16 protein-coding genes are annotated in these 13,525 nt (G+C 64.2%); 7 read left to right on the top strand and 9 right to left on the bottom strand.

Features of this window, described 5'->3' with window-relative positions:
- Positions 1-37: 37 nt before the first annotated feature.
- Together AOP74_RS02555 and AOP74_RS02560 are read right to left on the bottom strand one after the other, a co-directional pair.
- Complete coding sequence (locus tag AOP74_RS02555) at positions 38-871, bottom strand: DUF4097 family beta strand repeat-containing protein (protein ID WP_061960769.1); 834 nt, start codon at positions 869-871, stop codon at positions 38-40.
- Complete coding sequence (locus AOP74_RS02560; RefSeq protein WP_061960770.1) at positions 868-1,383, bottom strand: toxin-antitoxin system HicB family antitoxin; 516 nt, start codon at positions 1,381-1,383, stop codon at positions 868-870. The genes AOP74_RS02555 and AOP74_RS02560 overlap by 4 nt, the downstream gene beginning before the upstream one ends.
- An 86-nt stretch (positions 1,384-1,469) precedes the next feature.
- Here AOP74_RS02560 and AOP74_RS02565 point away from each other — a divergent pair, with 86 nt between their 5' ends.
- The gene (locus tag AOP74_RS02565; RefSeq protein ID WP_152649130.1) at positions 1,470-1,688 is read left to right on the top strand and encodes an SCO4848 family membrane protein; all 219 of its coding nucleotides are present in this window, start codon (positions 1,470-1,472) and stop codon (positions 1,686-1,688) included.
- Here the strand turns inward: AOP74_RS02565 and AOP74_RS02570 are convergent.
- Genes AOP74_RS02570 through AOP74_RS02580 form a run of 3 tightly spaced genes read right to left on the bottom strand, consistent with a single transcriptional unit; the run spans position 1,675 to position 4,162 of the window.
- Positions 1,675-2,118 carry an HIT family protein gene (locus AOP74_RS02570; RefSeq protein ID WP_061960772.1) on the bottom strand — a complete coding sequence of 148 codons (444 nt, stop codon included), beginning with the start codon at positions 2,116-2,118 and terminating at the stop codon, positions 1,675-1,677. The two genes, AOP74_RS02565 and AOP74_RS02570, sit on opposite strands and share 14 nt — an antisense overlap.
- Positions 2,119-2,164: 46 nt before the next feature.
- Positions 2,165-3,256 (bottom strand): magnesium and cobalt transport protein CorA, encoded by a 1,092-nt coding sequence (locus AOP74_RS02575; RefSeq protein ID WP_061960773.1) that lies wholly within the window; start codon positions 3,254-3,256, stop codon positions 2,165-2,167.
- Between the two features lie 27 nt (positions 3,257-3,283).
- Entirely contained in the window at positions 3,284-4,162 is an 879-nt protein-coding gene (locus AOP74_RS02580) for a LysR family transcriptional regulator (RefSeq protein ID WP_061960774.1), read from the bottom strand.
- A gap of 79 nt (positions 4,163-4,241) precedes the next feature.
- On the opposite strand from AOP74_RS02580, the gene AOP74_RS02585 reads away from it, so the two are divergent.
- Positions 4,242-5,201 carry an EamA family transporter gene (locus tag AOP74_RS02585; RefSeq protein ID WP_061960775.1) on the top strand — a complete coding sequence of 320 codons (960 nt, stop codon included), beginning with the start codon at positions 4,242-4,244 and terminating at the stop codon, positions 5,199-5,201.
- On the opposite strand, the gene AOP74_RS02590 is transcribed toward AOP74_RS02585, so the two are convergent.
- Entirely contained in the window at positions 5,152-5,979 is an 828-nt protein-coding gene (locus tag AOP74_RS02590; protein WP_061960776.1) for a serine hydrolase domain-containing protein, read from the bottom strand. The two genes, AOP74_RS02585 and AOP74_RS02590, sit on opposite strands and share 50 nt — an antisense overlap.
- A gap of 76 nt (positions 5,980-6,055) precedes the next feature.
- Between AOP74_RS02590 and AOP74_RS02595 the strand changes: the two genes are divergently transcribed.
- Positions 6,056-6,514, top strand: a complete 459-nt coding sequence (locus AOP74_RS02595) for a hypothetical protein (protein ID WP_061960777.1) — start codon at positions 6,056-6,058, stop codon at positions 6,512-6,514.
- A 57-nt stretch (positions 6,515-6,571) separates the two neighbouring features.
- Positions 6,572-7,009: a VOC family protein gene (locus AOP74_RS02600; RefSeq protein WP_061960778.1), complete on the top strand. Its 438-nt coding sequence runs from the start codon at positions 6,572-6,574 to the stop codon at positions 7,007-7,009.
- Between the two features lie 22 nt (positions 7,010-7,031).
- On the opposite strand, the gene AOP74_RS02605 is transcribed toward AOP74_RS02600, so the two are convergent.
- Positions 7,032-7,580 carry a DUF421 domain-containing protein gene (locus tag AOP74_RS02605; RefSeq protein WP_061960779.1) on the bottom strand — a complete coding sequence of 183 codons (549 nt, stop codon included), beginning with the start codon at positions 7,578-7,580 and terminating at the stop codon, positions 7,032-7,034.
- A gap of 111 nt (positions 7,581-7,691) precedes the next feature.
- Here AOP74_RS02605 and AOP74_RS02610 point away from each other — a divergent pair, with 111 nt between their 5' ends.
- Positions 7,692-8,606: a pseudouridine synthase gene (locus tag AOP74_RS02610; protein ID WP_061960780.1), complete on the top strand. Its 915-nt coding sequence runs from the start codon at positions 7,692-7,694 to the stop codon at positions 8,604-8,606.
- Positions 8,607-9,126: 520 nt separating this feature from the next.
- Here the strand turns inward: AOP74_RS02610 and AOP74_RS12330 are convergent.
- On the bottom strand, positions 9,127-9,687 hold the full coding sequence (locus AOP74_RS12330) for a winged helix-turn-helix domain-containing protein (protein WP_236683703.1): 561 nt from the start codon (positions 9,685-9,687) through the stop codon (positions 9,127-9,129).
- 213 nt (positions 9,688-9,900) lie between these two features.
- On the bottom strand, positions 9,901-11,229 hold the full coding sequence (locus tag AOP74_RS02620) for a hypothetical protein (protein ID WP_152649131.1): 1,329 nt from the start codon (positions 11,227-11,229) through the stop codon (positions 9,901-9,903).
- Between the two features lie 396 nt (positions 11,230-11,625).
- On the opposite strand from AOP74_RS02620, the gene AOP74_RS02625 reads away from it, so the two are divergent.
- Both AOP74_RS02625 and AOP74_RS02630 read left to right on the top strand, forming a co-directional pair.
- Complete coding sequence (locus AOP74_RS02625; protein WP_061960783.1) at positions 11,626-12,645, top strand: DUF4365 domain-containing protein; 1,020 nt, start codon at positions 11,626-11,628, stop codon at positions 12,643-12,645.
- A 287-nt stretch (positions 12,646-12,932) separates the two neighbouring features.
- Entirely contained in the window at positions 12,933-13,520 is a 588-nt protein-coding gene (locus tag AOP74_RS02630) for a Pycsar system effector family protein (protein ID WP_500778255.1), read from the top strand.
- Positions 13,521-13,525: the final 5 nt, after the last annotated feature.

Below are 13,525 nucleotides of genomic sequence, written 5' to 3' on the forward strand. Positions count from 1 at the left end.
GGAGACACCTGCACTGCACAGGCCCTGGCTTTCGCCGTTAGACGCGTGTCACCGCCACAGCCCCGTAGCCGGTCCGCACATGCAGCTCGACCGGCTGCTCACCCTCAACGGGACCACTGTCCGCGTCAAGATCAGTGGTGACCTTGCCGTGTCCAGAGGACGCATCTAGCCACACCGGCGCTCCACGCCGCACGCCCACCTTGACCGACCCCATGGAAGTCTCCAGCCGCGCTGTGCCGCCACTCAGGTCACGGACGCGCACCGCGCCGTGAGTTGAGCGCGCTTCGAGCGCACCGGTCACGGCCCCCACCTTGATCGAGCCGTTCGTGGTCTCGAGCGTGGCTTCACCACGCACGTCATCCACTCCGATCGAACCGTTGGTGGCTCGCAAGGAAAGGGCACCCCCGACGGCTCCAACGCGTGCAGCCCCATTACTCACCGTTACCGTAGAGTCCCCGGCGACCGTCCCGATCTGAACCTTCCCATTGCCGCCGCGAATGTCCGCGGTGCCCACAGCATCGGCCCGGATCTGTCCATGCTGCGCCGCTACCCGCACTGCACCCACGGCGCCGGCGAGGCGAATCTCGCCGTACTTTGTGTTCGCGTCGATGTTCAGGCCCTCGGGCCCTTCGATGATGACGTCAACCGAGTCCGGCTTGCCAAACACCGTGGTGCGCGTGGGAACGGCCACGACAACGACCTCTCCAGCGCGTTCGACGCTTGCATTCTCTGCGGCCTCCCGATCACCCGCACGCGAGCGGTTGGAGGGGTTGACGACGACGGAGACTTCGTCTCGACCGGGGACGGCCACAACCTCGATGCGGCCCGCCGGGATATCTACCCTGACCCCTGTGATCTCGGGGGCACTCATCGGACCCACCCTGTGTAGCGGGCGGCGGCCATGCCGCGCCGGCTCTGCGGCGCGGGCGTGACCGCCCCCGCGACTGCGCGCACGAGCCACGCGTTAAGCGACAGCCCCTCTTGGGCGGCGGCGGTCTCCGCACGCTGCTTGAGCTGATCGGGAAGGCGCAGTGAGATACGGGCGGTGGCGTCCTCTCCGTCTGCCGCGAGCGCCGGAGCGTCCTCGGCAACCGGCGTTGCGGGTGTCGCGACGGACTCTGAAGACTCCGGGCCCATTGAGTCGACGCCCGCGACAACGAAGTCGACGTCGCGACCGCGCATGCGCACGTCAACGGAGCCCGGGGCGATTTCCCGGGAGATCTCGCCGGCGGCCTCTGACAAGGCTTCGACAAGGACGAGGCGCGTGGCGGGCTCGAGGGCGGAGGCGAGGCGCTCGGCGAGCTCGCGCGCCTCATCGGAGCCGGCTGCGGCGGCAACGGCCAGCTGACGCTGGAGCTCTTCGGTGTAGTGAGATAGTTCCATGACGTCAGTATGACGCCACAGTGACGCCAATGCGACATGACGAAGGTCCGGGGCGTGCGCATTCGCGCCTGGGCTACAGTGCCGGGGTGACTCTCGTACTGTCGATTCTCCTGCTGACCAACGCGATCTTCGCCTTCATGGTCTGGCCACAGTTCATGAAACGCATCGCCGCAGACGATCGCTCAACGGACGCCGACGGCAACCGCACCAAGTTCTACTCGGTGCACCGCAAGCTCATCACGATCGCTTTGATCCTGGCCGGCATCTCCGGCGTCGCGGGCGTGGTCGGCCTTATCTTTGGCTAAGCCCTGCGCGCACTGACGTGGCGGCGGCGGCCAAGCCCTCTTCGGTGGATCCAGCCCAGTCCGCGGTGATCCCGAAGCCGTCGCCTTCGTAGCGCGGCAAGACATGCAAGTGGGAGTGGAAGATCTCCTGTAGCGCGGCCTCACCTTCTGCGAAGAAGAGGTTGACTCCTTCGCAACGCAGGTCGGATGCACGCAAGGCACGAGCCAGTTCCTGAGCCACCTGCATCACGCGTGCCGCAGTCTCCGCGGGCATATCTGTGAGCCCCTGCGAGTGCTCCTTGGGCACCACCAGTAGGTGGCCGTCCGTCACGGGATTGATGTCCATGAACGCGATGACGCCGTCCTCATCCCACACCACGTGGTCGCTCGAGGGGTCCGCGACAATCGCGCAGAAAACACAGTCATCATTTGTTGGAGGCGTCGTCACCATTGCACCAGCCTAACGAGGCCACGGCCCCGCGCAGTCACCGCGCCGCCTACATCCACTTCTTTGCGCGGAAGATGAAGTACAGCGCCACGGAGAAGCCCACCATCACCAGCACGGCCATCGGATACCCAAAGGCCCAATGCAGCTCCGGCATCGAATCAAAATTCATGCCGTAAACAGCCGCAATGAGTGTGGGCGCAAAAAGAATGGCCGCCCAACCGGAGATCTTCTTCATGTCCTCGTTCTGGCGCTGCGCCACCAGGGTCGCGTTCACGTTCAGAATCTGTGTCAGGGCCTCGCGGTACTCAGCGGTCTGTGCGCCAATCCGCTGGAGGTGGTCGGACACATCCTGCAGGTAGGTCTGCAGCTCCTCCGCAACGTCATGCTTCGCGAAGCCGTCGCGCAAACCAGCCAGAACCTCCGCCATCCAGGACGTCGCATGCTGAAGGTCAATGACCTCCTGGCTCAAGCGATAGATGCGCTCAGCGACCTCCGGATCAGCGCTGAACACCTGGCGCTCGATCTGGTCCTTGTCGATCCCTACCTCGCGCAGTACCGGCGCATACCCGTCGACGATCGCGTCGAGCATCCGGTAGGCCACCGCTTCCGGGCCGAGCCCCAGCAAGTCGTCACCCAAGAGTTCCCCGATCACCCGGTTACCCGCGGCATCGTTCGCATCTACCAGGTCGGTCGCGGATGTGCCGTCAAACCACATGCCGTCTTGGCACAACACCGCGATAGCACCGTGTTTCACCAACACGTGGAACTCCGCGAAGTCCACGTCCTCGCGGGCATCGTCGTAGTGCGCGGACCGCATAACCAAGAACAGCACATCGCCATAGCGCTCCACCTTGGGGCGCTGACCACCGTGCAGGAGGTCCTCCACCAGCACAGGGTGCAGATCCCACGCCTGCTCAAGTTCCCGTACCGACTCGGGGCCGGGCTCCGGGTAAAGCATGAATGCCATGCGCTCGGGCTCCGCAGCAGCCAGGTCGAGCGCCTCGGCCGCAGTGGTGCCGTCGGGCGCGCATTCGGGAGTCCCGCCGTCATCGACGAGCCGGACCAGGCAGGCTCCGCTGACAGCGGCCTGCGTCGTGGTCTTTGCCGTCTTGGCGCTACTGCGCCCTCGAATGATGCTCATGGCGCCTCCCTAGGTATCTCACACAGGTTACGTGGGCACCACGTCGAGCGAAGACATCAACGCTCGTGCCGCCGGCGACGGGTTGAATGAACTCCACGACAGGAATTCATGGCGGGTGGGCCCATCCTCAACCGGCAGCGCGATCAGACCCGGCCGTTGCTCAACCACCGCCTGCGGCAAGAGCGCGACCACCAGTCCGTTGTCGACGAGCTCGAGCATGAAATCGCTCGAGACGGCCTCGAACGCCACGTCGCGCTGTAGCCCGGCGTCGGCAAAAGCGCAGTCAGACTGGACGCGACCCGGTGTGCCATCGGGGAAGTCCACGAAGACCTCTCCGGCCAGGTCGCGGAGCGCGAGCGCGTCGCGCTGCGCGAGCGGATGCACAGCCGGGAGGACCGCGACAAGACGCTCAGAGGACAGCAAGCGGGTTGCGACGCCCGCGCGGTCAACGTGCGCCTCATGCAAGCCGAGCACCGCAACGTCCAGGTCGCCGGCGGCGATCGCGGCAATGAACTGGTCACTGCCGCCGCCGCGCATGTGGATGTGCACGTGCGGATGGGCGCGGTGGAAGGCACCGAGCACGGCAGGCAAGTCGATCGCCGTCACCGTGGGGATGACGCCGACCGACAGGGTGCCGCGGACCTCGCCGGTGGTTGCGGCGGCCTCGGCCACTGCGCGCTCCGCGGCGGCAAGGGACTCCCGGGCCGATGCCACGAAGGCTTCGCCTGCGGACGTCACCTCGACGCGGCGACTGGTGCGGGCGAACAGTTGCGTCCCGAGCTCCCGTTCAAGCGCCTTGATCTGGTGGCTGAGCGCCGACTGCACCACATGGCAACGCTCGGCAGCGCGCGTAAAGCTGCGCTCTTCGGCTACGGCGATGGCGTAGCGCATCTGCTGGAGTTCCACCCATTCATGATGTCAGTTCATGGAAAGCATGTCGACAATGTGTTGGACTCATGGTGGATGCCCTGGCCACGATGAACGCATGACGACATTGGCCCCAGCCCCACAACCGGTTCCAGCGCCCGATCCTGCGCAGCCGTCTTCCGGCACCGGCGCCAGCAGCCGCGCCGGCTGGACGCTGCTCACCGCGATCGCGCCAGCCACCTGGGGCACGACCTACATCGTCACGACCCAGTTCCTACCCGAGGGCCACCCGCTCTTCGCGGCCCTCATGCGCACGCTCCCCGCCGGGCTCATCGCAATCGCAATTGCGCGCACTCTCCCACGAGGCGACTGGTGGTGGAAGTCACTAGTCCTCGGCACGCTCAACATGGCGGCGTTCTTCCCGCTGTTGTTCATCTCCGCTCAGCACCTGCCGGGCGGCGTCGCGGCCACGTTGGGCGCCATCCAGCCCATGCTCATCGCGCTCCTCGCGGTGGGTGTCCTGCACGAGAAGCTGTCGATCTGGCGACTGTCGTGGGGCGCGGCCGGAGCATTCGGAGTGGCGCTCGTGGTGCTCGGTCCCACCGCGCGCCTTGACGCAGTCGGGATCGCGGCTGGCTTGGGAGGCGCGGTGTCGATGGGGCTGGGCGTCATCCTCACCAAGAAATGGGGACTCCCCGAGGGAGCGTCCCCCGTCGCGCTCGCCGGGTGGCAACTCACCGCCGCGGGTCTCGTTCTGCTCGTGCCGGCGCTGGCCGTCGACGGCATTCCCACCATCGATGCCCCCGCCGTAATCGGCTACTTGTGGCTCGGTGTGATGGGAGCGCTGGTGACGTACAGCCTGTGGTTCGCCGGCATCGGCCGACTGCCTGTCACCGCGACCGCACTACTAGGACTCCTGGCTCCCCTCGTGGCGGCCCTCTTGGGTGTCACGATTGCCGGGGAGACCCTCACCCTCATTCAAATCATTGGCTTCGCCATTGCGCTCACCGCGATGGTCGCGGGTCAACTCAGTCCGCGTGACCGGCGGGGAGCACGGCCTCGACGCACCGCGCAATGAGGTCAAGGTCCTCACCCTCCCCCGCCGCAAAATCGCCGTCGGACCGCTTCCCGTCCGCGCTAGCTGCGGCGAAGACACTCAAGCCCGGGCCCTGACCGCCGTGCCCAACCACGCTCACTGGGTCGCCGCTCGTCATGAGCCCCAATCCGTAGCCCGCGCCGGGTTGCATGGGGTGCGTGTCCGGCGCGCCCACGAGGTGGACCTGCTTCATCGCCTCAGCCAGACTCGGACCCAAATCCCCACGCATGATGCGCGCGATTCCAGCCGCAGCATCGGCCGGATCGGCAATAAACGTGCCCGGGTATACCCAGCCCGGGTGGTACGCGCGGAGAGATTCGTCGATCTCTACCCCTGAGCATCGGCCCCAATCCTCACGCGTCTCAAAGCGCTGTGCATCGACGGAGAGCGGGGTGAGAACCATCGCATTGAGAACATCGAAGAAGCTTTCGCCGTGCGCGCGCTCGAGCGCGAGGCGCACCAAGAGATACCCGATGTTGGAGTACGCGAACTGGCCGGACTCACCGACTGTCGCGCGCGCGAGGACCTGGGAGGCGGGCCAGGGGTCACGGCGGGCCGCGACGTCCGCGCGGTAGTCGTCCCAGGGGAAGTAGTCGTTCAGCCCCGAGCGATGACTCAGCACGGACTCGAGCGACAACGGACTGCTATTCGGGTCCGCTTCCGGGAGCAGGTCACCCATGCGCGTGCCGACGGGCCAGGTGAGGAGCGCGGCGGCAGCGGTGTAGGTCTTGGCGATGCTGTACACGGGAACGATCGGCACGCGCTTCCTTTCTAGGCAAGTGATGCTCATCGTACGGCGCTCCCCCACGCTCATGAGGTTGATAGCGTCTATTGACATGTGGACCGTCAAACTCGCTGTGCCCGTAGTCGCCGTCGCGATGGCCCTGGCGTCGTGTTCGACTGAGGCTGGCGACGACGCCACGAGCGCCGTCGCAACGACGACCCCTGCCACGAGCACCGCCCCGTCGGAGAGTGCGGCAGATGCGCAGCAGCAGTACCCGGACGTCGTGGACGCTGAACTCAGCGCCAGCGGCGACGGGTTCACGATCGCGGTCACCCTCTCCTCGCCGTACGACACCCCCGAGCGCTACGCCGACGGGTGGCGGGTGATGACGGCGGACGGTGATGTCCTGTCCGAGCACACGTTGGGCCACGACCACGCGAACGAGCAACCCTTCACACGGACGAGCTCCCCATTCGAGATCCCTGATGGCGTCTCGGAAATCGTTGTCGAGGGGCGCGACCAGGAGTTCGGGTACGGCGGCGACACCGTAACGGTCGACGTGCCGCGGTGACTGCGTTGGCTTGACGCTGCCACTGCGCGACCGGGGCACCGCGCCTACCGTGGAGACATGACTATCCGGATGGACAACGTCGGCATCGTGGTCGAGGACCTTACGCGCGCGATCGAGTTCTTTGAGGTCCTCGGCTTAGAACTTGAGGGGCGCGCGGAGATCGACGGCGAATGGTCCGGACGCGTCACGGGCCTGCCTGGACAACGCGTCGAGATCGCGATGCTCCGCACCCCCGACGGCCATGGACGGGTCGAACTCTCGCGATTCATCGAGCCAGCCATCGCTGAGGATCACCGCCACGCCCCCGTCAACGCGCTGGGGTACCTCCGCGTGATGTTCAACGTCGACGACATCGACGCCGTGCTTTCGCAGGCACAGGCGCACGGCGCTGAGCTAGTCAGCAACGACGTCGTCCGCTACGAAGACGCTTACCGCCTGTGCTACATCCGTGGGCCTGAGGGGATCCTGGTCGGGCTCGCGGAGTCTCTGCCGTAGCGCTGATCGCGTTCTGGCGCGGCTAGGCCGGACCCTCGGAACCACGGCGCTGCCCCTCCACGAAGGGCATCAGGCTCGACCCGTCCCCCATCGCACCGTCCGCGATCACGCCCAGCGAACCGTCTTGGTGCAGCACCACTGCGTCAATGCCTGCCAATGAGCCGTGCCCAGATTGGCGGGCGGCGGTCTGGACGTCTGCCTCGGTGAGCCGGTGCCGGCGCAGCGACCGATGTTGCATGTCACCGCCGTAATACAGCAGTACCGGGGGCGAGTCGAGAAGGTGGCGCATGCGAGGGGACCGGGCACGCAGAGCCGCGAGCACCCACTGGATGACGACGAGAAGCACGAGCGCGACAACCGCTTGGGCGAGGCTCACGGTCTCCGCCGTGACGACACGCCCAAACGCGGAGCCCAACGTGACCGCAATCACGAAGTCCAGCGGCGTCATCTTGGCCATGGTGCGCGGACCCGTGCCGCGCAACAGGATGACCAACGTGAGGTAGCCGACAATGCCGACCAACAGCGTGTGCCAAATGGGGGTCCAGCCGGTCCAGAAGTAGCTCATGTCCATCACGCCAGGCTCGCACGGTTGAAGGCGAGAGCCAACTGCCCAACGCTGAAGCGCACACATCGCGCGTACGATTCTCGTCGTGCCCACCCTCCGCGCTACTGAACTCACCTGATGCCACCGCGCTCACCTCTGCCTCAACGCGACGGAGTCGACGCCGCGTGGATACGCACCCCCGGCATCGGCCCGGATGAAGAATCGCCGTGGGCGACAATGCGCGATTTCCTCATGGTCCGCCTGCCCGCCCGCGCGGACGTGCCCCGCATGCTGGAATCTGGCGACTTCGTGGACCAGGCCGGGCTGGCGTGGACCGGCGATGAGCCCTACCGCCCGCACACGTTCGTGTGGTTTTACCGGCCGCTACGGCCCGAGGTCCCCGTCCCGTTCCCACTGGGGATTCTCGAACACAACGACCGCTACGTCGTGGTCGACAAGCCCCATTTCATGGCGACGACGCCACGCGGCGCGCACGTCCAGGAGACCGCTCTCGTCAAAGCGAGACTGTTGCTGGACTTGCCGGAGCTGGCGCCGGCGCACCGCCTGGACCGACTCACCGCCGGAGTGTTGCTCCTGACCACGCGACGCGAGTACCGCGGAGCGTACGCCGGAGTTTTTCAGGAGCGCCGGGCCACCAAGACGTACGAGGCACTGGCTGCGTTTGACCCCGCCCTTGAGTTTCCACGCCGCGTCGTCAACCGCATCGAAAAGACGCGAGAGAGTTTGCAGGCGCTCGTGGTCCCGGGCGAACCCAACGCCGAGACCCACATCGAGATTGTCGAAGTGCGCGGCGACGTGGCGCGCTACCGCCTGTCCCCCGTCACCGGGAAGACGCACCAGCTCCGTGTCCACATGGCGGGGCTGGGCATACCGATCCTGGGTGACTCGTTCTACCCGAGCGTCCGAGACGTCCCACCAAATGACTTCAGTTCGCCTTTGCAGTTGGTCGCGCGACGTCTGCAGTTCACGGACCCTATCGACCGGGAGCCACGAGACTACGAGAGTCAGTGCTCGCTCCAGTGGCCGGCATAGCCCACGGGGAGCCTCGCTTGCCCAAGTACGCGAGACAGGAGGCCGGACCTCTCCAAGCTCCCGCATGAATCGACGCGTGCTGTCGTCACGCACCGCGCCGCACCTACACCGCGCACGCAACAGTAATTGCGGCCGCAGCGTCGATCGTCCGACTGCGACATCTTGGGCCGTCGCAGTCGGACGATCGAGATATGGATACTCCGTCGCATTGCGCACCTGCCGCATCCAATCGAAGTTCTCGAGCGATGAGTCATCGGCAAACACGGCCGCGGCGACCGCTGTGTTTCGGTGCGCGCCACCCACCGGGCGCACGCGTAGCCCCTCAGTTGCAAGAACCACTGCGACTGCTTTCCGCGCACCGTCATACGCAGCGGTGAACGCCATCCCCTGGCCGCCGGTCTCCGAGAGCCCTCGCGCCGTAATCACGTGTCGCTCCGCCGTCTGCACGACGGCAAGCGCGTGATCAAGATTCGGCTCGACGCGTTCCAGTCGACGGTTCGCCAACATCTGCTCGATCACATCAGACATGCACGTCGCCGGTCAGCACGTCGACGATCGGGCGCGATTTGACCGTCGAGACGAAGGGCGACGGCTCGTCGGTCTCCCATTCGTCACGATCGAGTCGGGTCACATTCACCGGCACGTCGAGTCGATCGCCTGCTTCGCTCGCGATCGTCGACAGGGCACGACGCGGCACAGTTCCGATGACGAGCACATCAATATCGTTCGGAAACGCCCCACTCTCGCTCGCGCGACGCGCGGCCCACGAACCGTAGATCAACACCTGGCCCGCGCCGTCGACCTCATCGAAGAGTTCGCGCAGTAAAGGAACTGGACCGTACGTGGCCGCGATGAGATCGCGCATGAGCGCAAAAAGCGGGTGGTCCTTGTTCGCCCGCACGAGTCTATTGCGTCCCTCGCGGCGATCGCGAAGCACACCGTTCTCAACCAAACGGCCCGACTCGCGATGGACGACCGGCCCACTCGCGCCCGTGCGCCGTCCGAGCTCAGATAGCGTGAACTCACGATCGGGGTGCCCCAGCACCTCTGCAAGGATCGCCCCGACCGCGTCTGAACGCACGAACGGTGTCAACTGCGACGCAGAAGTCTTCACAAAACAGGAATATATCTTCCTGTTAAGGGAAGAGTCAAGGGGTCCTTCTCAGACGTTAAACCGGAACTCCACCACGTTAAGTAGTCGAATAACCTCAGGTTGAGAACGCGGCAAAGCCGTCTCACCCGATATGACGATAATCCGCTCATGCGTGACAGTAACGCCGGGGCAAGGCCATCGTCAGAACCTGGGACCGTCGTCCCGATCCCAATCGACGGGACCCAACGCGAGGGCAGAGTCGGTCCACTCGTCGGACGCTCCTGGCCACGTCGTGGGCGGTTCGTCACCGGCATACCGATACTCTCCAAAGCGGCCGGTTGCTCCGACCCCGAGCACCCAGCCTGATGGCAAGCGACGCCACGCCCGCCACTTCTTCTTGTTGTTCGTCCTCTGAACGACGATGCCGTGCTGATCTGGTAAGCCCCATTTCGACACGGGGCTGATCACCATATCGGTGAGGTCATCCCAGAAAATCTCTCCCCGCCGTTCGTACCGGAGAGCCTGGGCAGTATGGATGAACTGTAGAGCGCGTTTGGAGCCGTCGAACTCTCTACGGTCGAGTTGAGCCCCTGTATCGTCAACCCCGACCTGGCCTGAGAAGATCTCCAGGTCGGCAAGCCGATCAGCTTCGAGTCGCTCGCGTCGGGTCACGTCGTGTCGGAAGTCGCGCATCTCCGACAGCGCTCCCCTGAATGTCGTTGCGCGCGCTACGTGGTGGTAGCGGCCAGTCAGTTCCTTCGCCCAGTTCACAGATCCGTGCAGCCCCGCGGAAACTCCCAAGCGTGCACGCAGTGGCATCCCTTCGTTTGTCCACAGGAGCCTCCTCAAGATCACTTCAGTGGCGGCGTAGAACGCCACTCCGTAGAGGTAAGGGAACATCGCGAACGGGAGCCACACTGAGAGCGCCAACGGGGCCAGTAGGTCTGGCCAGTCGAGCTCGTCCCACTTGTTGACGGTCTGGGCGGTGGTCCATGCGAGCAGGCCCAGTCCGATCAGCACGAGCGGGATCGAGAAACACCCGAGTACTCGCTGGCCCTTCTCGTCATGCTGAGCAAAGGCCGTCATCGCCGCGAGGAGAAAGATGACCGGTTGCGCGATCAGCTCGCCCCACAGGGGCAGCGATTCCAGGTTCAGGTAGAACAGGAACAGCGCGGACAGCGTGACGGTCTCGCGACGGACATGGTTGAGGATCTCAACGCCGGACTTCGCTCCTATGGACTTGAAGAGGAGCGGGAAGCCAACACCGACGAAGATGACGACGGTGTCCTTCAGTAGTTCCATCTGCCAAATGCCGATGAGCCATGCGAGCCAGACCCACAGTGCGACCCACACGATGAAGAGCCCAAAGACGCGGAGCACCGCCCATTTGAAGAGAGCGCGCGCAACAGATCTGAGAGAAGGCAGCACGACCTCGCGCCCTTTAGGGAGCACCATGGCGAGCACGACCAGCAACGCGATCAAGATCACGGACGCAAGTTCACGGTTATTCAGCATGTTTGCCCAAGCCACTAGTCACTACGGGATTCGCTCAACCGTATCTAGACACACCGACACCAGTCGGATCTCTTGACGGGCATGCGGGACCGCTGAGGGCTGAGGCGACTCCGTAACCTGCCCAACGGTCGGGTTTGCGGTAGCAGCGCGTTGGGCTTGCGCGAATGCAAGGAGCCCAACCTTGCCTAAGGCCTGTCCTGCAGAATTTCAGCGTCGAGCGGTCGCACTAGTGCGCACTGAAGACTAGCGATGGCCACCGCTAGCAGAAGTTAGAGCGCAGATCTAAATACCATCACGATCCGTAGCGGAGTAACCTATGGCCGCTCTCGCACACCTAGGTTTGGAAGCAACGCCCGCAACGAAGTTCGTGTCAGCTCTCGCAGTTCCGCTGACGAATGAGATGATTTCGGGATGACGGCCCCGCGGACCAAGCAGCTTCACAAGAACCACATCGCCGGCGAGCGCGGCGTGAGGTTGGTCCGCAGCAAACTACCCGACTACTGGGTGGTGCGCGAGCTTCAGCCCGACTACGGGCTCGACCTTCATGTCGAGGTGTTCGAGCCGGACGCGCTCGAGGCAGAGAGCGCGAACACCCTCGGCGAGCACTTCTTTGTCCAGGTAAAGGCAGTGGCGCGCGTCGAGACGGAGCTCGTTGCTGTTCGCAGTCGCATGAACGTCGCGAAGTATGAGCCCGACCCGGGCTATGGAGACGAAGTCGAGATCGAGGTCGTGAAGTTCTCTCTCGACACCACAACCCTCCTTACCGTCGAGGCCATGGGTGCGGCACTACCAGTGGTGTTGTGCCTCGTGGACCTTTCGACGGAGACCATCTTTTATGTGTGCTTGAACGATTACGTAACCAAGTCGCTCTTGCCCTACAAGCCCAACTATGAGGACCAGGGATCAGTGACGGTGATGATCCCCTCATGGAATGTTCTGGACGCGGAGGACCCTAGCTTTGCCTACCTGTGGCTGCTCGCCAGGCGCAGCAAACTCTATGCAGCCTTCAACACATTTGGATACCAATATCACGAATTGATCAGGACCACAGAAGCCCTACCCGCGATCGTGCGGGACGAGCACCAACCGCAGATGGTGACGCTTTCTCCAGAACTCAGGGTGATGGCTCGCATCTTCCTCAGAGCCTCTCTTAGGCTGGCGATCTGGACGCCAGCTGGGCCGGGCTACTGGTCGCCGCTGGAGGATGTACAGCGCGCCCTTCAGTCTCTCGCGAATGATTTTCCACCGGAAGGATTACTGTCAGCAGACGAAGCCAAGAGATACATGCACCACCTGTTCGACACCTTCCGCCGGGCGGACAATCTTGGCCGTATGTATGAAGAGCTAATTCGAGAGTGGCGACTCCCCACGGCGTTGGCGGCGCGACTGGATTATCATGAAGAGAGCCACGACAACCCGCTGCAGAGCTGAGCGCGACCGCAAGAGCGGATGACGCTTGCCCCGTTTAGCGACGTTCTTCGTGCCGGAATCGCGCTAGACGTTAAACCGGAACTCCACCGAGTTCCGGCACATAGCAACCTCTGGATCGACAGGTGGCGCGTCCGCCGCGGTCGCCCTGCAGCTGCGGGGGCAGGAGCGCAAACCGCTTCAAGCTCAACCCCATAACTGCCAGCTGATGGGCCCCGCTTGAGACACGCGCGTAACGGACGTCCCTGAAGCATCTATGTCGACTTTAGTACCCTAGAGCTATGTTTCGAATGCCGTCCTGGCGCGGTGGACGACGGTCCACCGGAGGCCGTCCGCACGACGCGACCACGCCCGTCAGCTCGCCCGAACCGAACCCGGATCACGCATGGAAGACACTCGCATTGATGAACGAGTGGATTCGCCACTCGGATGCGAAGGCCGGCGTAACGCTGGCCTTCACTGGCGTGATGGCAACGACGACGTTCAACCTCGCAAAGGACTTTGCTCCTCGGACTGCGCTGTTCGACACTCTCGTTGTCATGGCCTGCTTCTTGCTTCTCATCACCGGCGCTATGTGCGGATGGACGCTGACACCGAGAGTGAAGGACAAGGATGCAGATCGGGACACGATCAACAGGCTTTTCTTCGCCAGCATCGATCGAAATTTCAGGGGCAAGCGACAGGAGTACAGTGAGGTGCTCCATACGCTGACCTCTGATCCTGTTCAGCTGACGAAAGATCTCGCTGACCAGATACATGTCAATGCTCGGATTGCCACGGTCAAAGCAACCGCCGCAAAGTGGGCCATCCGGTGCGCTCTCGCTGCAGGAGCCGCGATCGCAGTCCTTGCCCTCGTTGTCGGCATCACGAACAGCTAGGACGC

The organism is Demequina flava, from assembly GCF_000975035.1.
Classification (GTDB): domain Bacteria; phylum Actinomycetota; class Actinomycetes; order Actinomycetales; family Demequinaceae; genus Demequina; species Demequina flava.